General features: G+C 65.3%; 6 protein-coding genes. 3 read left to right on the top strand and 3 right to left on the bottom strand.

Features of this window, described 5'->3' with window-relative positions; genetic code table 11:
• Window positions 1-29: 29 nt before the first annotated feature.
• Window positions 30-374, bottom strand: a complete 345-nt coding sequence (locus NP3_RS45745; protein ID WP_063047938.1) for an SUKH-4 family immunity protein — start codon at window positions 372-374, stop codon at window positions 30-32.
• Window positions 375-411: 37 nt separating this feature from the next.
• Window positions 412-981: a TetR/AcrR family transcriptional regulator gene (locus NP3_RS45740; RefSeq protein WP_063047937.1), complete on the bottom strand. Its 570-nt coding sequence runs from the start codon at window positions 979-981 to the stop codon at window positions 412-414.
• Between the two features lie 99 nt (window positions 982-1,080).
• Here NP3_RS45740 and NP3_RS45735 point away from each other — a divergent pair, with 99 nt between their 5' ends.
• The 3 genes from NP3_RS45735 (at window position 1,081) to NP3_RS45725 (ending at window position 3,658) form a co-directional block, all read left to right on the top strand.
• A complete protein-coding gene (locus NP3_RS45735; protein ID WP_063047936.1) occupies window positions 1,081-1,518 on the top strand; it encodes a DoxX family protein in 438 nt (145 codons plus the stop codon).
• 232 nt (window positions 1,519-1,750) lie between these two features.
• Window positions 1,751-2,851, top strand: coding sequence for an MAB_1171c family putative transporter (locus NP3_RS45730; protein WP_063047935.1), 1,101 nt, complete (start codon window positions 1,751-1,753; stop codon window positions 2,849-2,851).
• A 48-nt stretch (window positions 2,852-2,899) separates the two neighbouring features.
• A complete protein-coding gene (locus NP3_RS45725; protein WP_063047934.1) occupies window positions 2,900-3,658 on the top strand; it encodes a dienelactone hydrolase family protein in 759 nt (252 codons plus the stop codon).
• Between the two features lie 139 nt (window positions 3,659-3,797).
• Here the strand turns inward: NP3_RS45725 and NP3_RS45720 are convergent.
• Window positions 3,798-4,970: transcription termination factor Rho, short form (locus NP3_RS45720; protein WP_245721397.1), on the bottom strand; the 1,173-nt coding region annotated here is incomplete at its 5' end.

Below are 4,970 nucleotides of genomic sequence, written 5' to 3'. Positions count from 1 at the left end.
GGGTTGGGGGTTGGGGGTTGGGGTGTATCTCAGTCTTCTGGCCAAGTGTTCTCGATGATCAGGCGGCCGGATTGCATTGCCTGGGTGTATTGTTCGGCGACTACGGGGGTGGGGTAGGTGGGCCAGTAGGAGATGGCGCCGGTGGGTTTGTCGATGACGCAGACCGAACCGCCGATGGTCGGGGGCAGTGGGGGGTTGTGTGGGTCGATACCCGGTGGGGGCGGGAAGATGGCGACGACGGTGAATCCCGCGTCGAATTCGGTGAGCAGGTTGCTGATGCCGTCATCGGTGGACAGGTAGTGGTCGGCGAGGCGTTGTGCCTCGGCGAGATCCACGGGTGTGCTCGCCTCGGTGGGGTAGGCGTGGATATCCATGCCAGAGAATTTACGGCCAAAGGTGAACGGGCCGTGGTCATTCGAAGTGGACGGTGGCGATCATCCGGCGGGCCAGGGTTTCCGGATCGGAGCTGTCTCCGAGTGCCGAATCCTGTAGTGCCCCTTCGCGCCACAGTGCCGCGAAGCCGTGTACCAGTGACCAGGCGGCGAGGCGGGTGGCTTGTTGCTGCTCAACGGTGTTGTCGGGCTGCATGACCGAGACTCCGGAGCGCAGCGCCGCTCCCGCCGCCGTGCGGGCGGCGACCAGGCGCTCGTCGTCGGCGTGCAGGAGTTCGCGCCGGAACATCACATCGAAATGGCCGGGATGTTCGCGAGCGAAGCGCGTGTAGGCGACCGCGACCTCGCGGAGTTCCGGTCCGGCCGCGGTCAGTTGCTCGGCGAGCAGGTCGAAACCTTCGATGGCGAGTGCGGTCAATAACCCCGCCCGATCACCGAAGTGATGTGCGGGGGCCGCATGCGAGACATCGGCCCGGCGGGCCAGCCCGCGCAGGGATACCGCGTCGACACCGTCGGTCGCGATCTGATCGGCGGCCGCGGCCAGGATGGTGGCCCGCAGATCGCCGTGGTGATACCCGCTCTTCGCCATGTCTCGATGGTCGCCCAAAATCTAGCCATTGACAAGTTTCCCGCCCAGACTTAATCTAGTCACTGTCAAGATTTGGTGCTCGACCCACAGGAGACTCTGATGGCACCGCTGGTTGTACTCATCGTCATCGCCGGACTCGCTCGGTTCATCGGCTGGCTCGGCAACCTCGGTTGGCTCGACTCCTGGCCGCACGCCGCCGCACTCGGGCTTGCCGCGATGTTCGCCCTCACCTCGAGCGCGCACTTCGTCGAGCCGAAGCGCGGCGCACTGATCGCCATGGTGCCGCCGCGGCTGCCCAATGCGGCGGGCTGGGTGACCTTCACCGGCTTGCTCGAAATCGGCGGCGCGATCGGCCTTTTGATCCCGCCCGTCGCCAAACTGGCCGCTGCGGGACTGATCCTGCTGCTGATCGTGATGTTCCCCGCGAATATCCGTGCGGCACGGGCGGATATCGGCATCAAGACCATGCCGCTGCCGCTACGCACCATCGTGCAGGGCATCTTCCTCGGCGCGGGCGCGCTCGTCCTGCTCGGCTGATCACCGAAACCACCGTCGGCACACCGGATTCCGGTGTGCCGACGTCTGTTGTGCCAGTGCCTCACGGGTTGCTGGTGTCGTATGTTGCGGCTTGATCGGCAGCACCTCGATACCGACCTGCGACAGCCGCGCGGCCCGATGCGTGCGGAGGCCAGCGGTCCACAGCGCAATGACGTGCGTGTTCGCATCGGTATCCTCCGACGGGCACGGTTGCGCCGCCGAGAGGATATCGATGTCATCACTGATTCCCGCGACACTCGGCTGGCTGGTGCTCGGCTACGTCGGCGCCATTACGCTGGGTCGGCTGATGTTGTTGCGGGACACGATCATCGATCAGCTCATCAATCGCAACCTGCTCTGGAGCATCGCCGCCCTGCTGTGCTACCGATGCGCCCAGACGAGTGTCACCAGTCCGGTCTACGTCCTCGCGCTGGGATGCGTGGAAATGACAACCATGCACCTGTTTGTCATAGCCCGATACATTCTCGCCGAGACCGAGTCGGCAGTGGTGTGGCGGCGGCTGCGTCGGTGCGGTTTCGTTGCCGCGGCGGCAACTGTCGTCATGTTGCTCGCCGGGATGATGGCACAGGACAACGGACGACCGGTCGATCTGAGCGCACACGTGCCCGCGGCGATCTTCGGGATCGCCTATGCCGCACCGCTTGCGGTCAGTATGGTCGTTTTCCTGCTCTCGGGCATCCACGAGCTGCGCTCGGGCGACCTCAGCGCCAAGATGCAGGTGGTCTGCTGGATTCTGGGCATCAGCGGTGGCTTCGTCTCGAGCAATCAGGCACTTTCCACCGCGCGGTTGCTGACGGGGCGACCCGCCCTCGGTCCGCATTTGCCGCGTGGAGAACTCGATTTCGTGCTCTGCGTGACCCTCAACGTGACCCTGCTCGCCATCCCTTTGCTCAGCGCGCTGCTCACGCTGGCCGGTTGGGATCGCGACGCTCGAATCTGTCGCCGACTGCGGCCGCTGTGGCGCGACCTCACCGCGGCGGTCCCGGAGATCGTGCTGCCCGCCGAGGCACGGCACGGTGCGGATTCGGTCACCCGGCTGTTCCGCATGATCGTGGAAATCCGCGATGCGATGCTGCACCTCGGTTCCTACCTCCCGGCCGCTACCCTGCCACCGCATAAGGTTGAATCAGATTGGGAGATAACCGATTACGCACACCGGCTCGCACACGCCGTGCGTGCCAGAAACGCAGGCGAACTGCCCGCCGTTGTCGGTTCCGGCCCTCGGCTACCCAGCACCGCACGCGATTTCGACGCTGAACTCCGGCATCTGCTCGGCCTCGCCCGCGCCTGGCCGAAGACCGCGGTGCGATGAAGTTCGCATCGGGTGCCGGGGACCCCGAACCGCCATAGGCTGTATCCCATGACCTACAAGATCGTTTCTCGGCAGTTCGACCTCGATGTGGACGGCTCATCGCTGACCGGTTATCTGGCTCGACCGGAGGGCGACAGCACATTTCCGGCCGTCTTGGTCGGCGCCGAATTGTGGGGACTCACCGAGGACGCGCGCCGGATCGTCGATAGAGTCGCCGAACTCGGCTATGTGGCCTTCGTGGTGAACGTCTATCACCGCTCGGGTCCGGAAACGGCTGCGGGACTGGCCGAGACCGACGAGAACCGGACGCGTGCCTTCGGCCTGCTCGGTGAACTCACCCGCGATGGTGTCGAGGCCGACTTCCGGGCGGCTATCGCCTATGCCCGCGAACACGGCGGTGCGACGGATAAGACCGGTGTTCTCGGCTTCAGCCTCGGCGGCCACCTCGCCTACTTCGCGGCCACCCGACTGGATCTGGATGCCGCGGCGATCTTCTACCCGGGCTGGCTGACCGCCGCGGGCACCGCGTTGAGCAGGCCGGAGCCGCTGTTGGCCGCGACCGAGAACATCGCCAAAGGGGATGTGCGAGTGCTGCTGTTCTTCGCCGAACTCGATCACGTCATCGATGCCGAACAGCGCGAACAAGTCGAGGCGGCCTTGAACCAGGCAGGTGTGCGGCACGAATCGGTGGTCTACCCGGGCGCGAAGCACGCCTTCTTCTTCCCCGATCGAGAACCGTACGACGAAGCCGCAGCTCAGGATTCGTGGAAGCGGACCGCCGAGCTGTTCACCACCGAATTGGGCTGAGCCCGAACGGAATACGGCGAAAAAGCCCGACCGGCCCTGTCTCCCCCTCCGAAGACAGGCCCGATCGGGCTGTAATAAATATTCCTCGGAGAGCTTGACAGGGCCTTAAAGGAGCCTTAATGGAGACGTGTCAAGCGGATCAGTGCCGCTTGGCGCCGAGTTGAGCCAGGAATTCCGCATTGGTCGGAGCCTGACGCAGGCCCTCCAGCAGCAGGTCGGTGGCCTGCTGACCGTCCACCGCGGCGAGGGTGCGGCGCAGCAGCTTGGTGGCCGCCAATTCGTCCGGGGTGAGCAGCAATTCGTCCTTGCGGGTGCTGGACTGCGCGATATCGACGGCCGGGAAGACCCGGCGGCTCGCGGTCGCGCGATCCAGTTTCAGCTCGGCATTGCCGGTGCCCTTGTACTCCTCGAAGATCACGGTGTCGGCCAGCGAACCGGTCTCCACCAGGGCGGTGGCGATAATGGTGAGCGAGCCGCCGTTCTCGAAATTGCGTGCGGCGCCGAGGAATTTCTTCGGCGGCGCGAGCGCGGCGGCATCGACGCCACCGGAAAGTACCCGCCCGGAGGACGGTGCGGCGTTGTTGTACGCGCGGGCGAGGCGGGTCAGCGAGTCGAGCAGCACGACGACATCCCGGCCCATTTCGGCCAGGCGCTTGGCATGTTCGATGGCGAGTTCGGCCAATGCGATCTGCTCGCGCGGGGTTTGGTCGAAGGTGGCGGCGGCGACGTCGGCGGGTACCGACCTGGCCAGATCGGTGACCTCCTCGGGACGCTCGCCGACCAGTACGAGCATCAGTTCGCACTCCGGGTGGTTCTTCGCGATGCCGTGCGCGATCGCTTGCAGCACAGAGGTTTTGCCCGCCTTTGGCGGTGCGACGATGAGTGCGCGCTGACCCTTGCCGATGGGCATGACCAGATCGGTGACCCGGGTGGTCATGGCATGCGGTTCGGTTTCCAGACGCAACCGCTGGTTGGGGTAGATGGGGACGAGATCCTCGAAGCCGGGCCGGGCACGCTCGGGATCCTGACCGTTGACCGATTCGATACGGACCAGCGGATCGAGCTTGCCGCTGCGTGCGGGCTCGGCCGCGCCGATAATGAAATCGCCACGGCGCAAACCGAATTCACGGATGAACCGGGGCGGTACATGCACGTCACGCGGGCCGGGGAGGTAGCCGTCGACCCGAAGGGTGGCGGCGCGGTTGTCGGCGATATCGAGGATGCCGCTGACGGATCGTACGGGGTGCTGAGCGGTCCCGGCCGCCGCGCCCCCGTCTGGTGATACGGGAAATGTGTTGTCTTTCATGGGTTT

Source organism: Nocardia pseudovaccinii NBRC 100343, from assembly GCF_001613225.1.
Taxonomy (GTDB): domain Bacteria; phylum Actinomycetota; class Actinomycetes; order Mycobacteriales; family Mycobacteriaceae; genus Nocardia; species Nocardia pseudovaccinii.
Note: the sequence above shows the minus strand (reverse complement) of the source record. Positions and strands in the feature narration are given on the sequence as shown.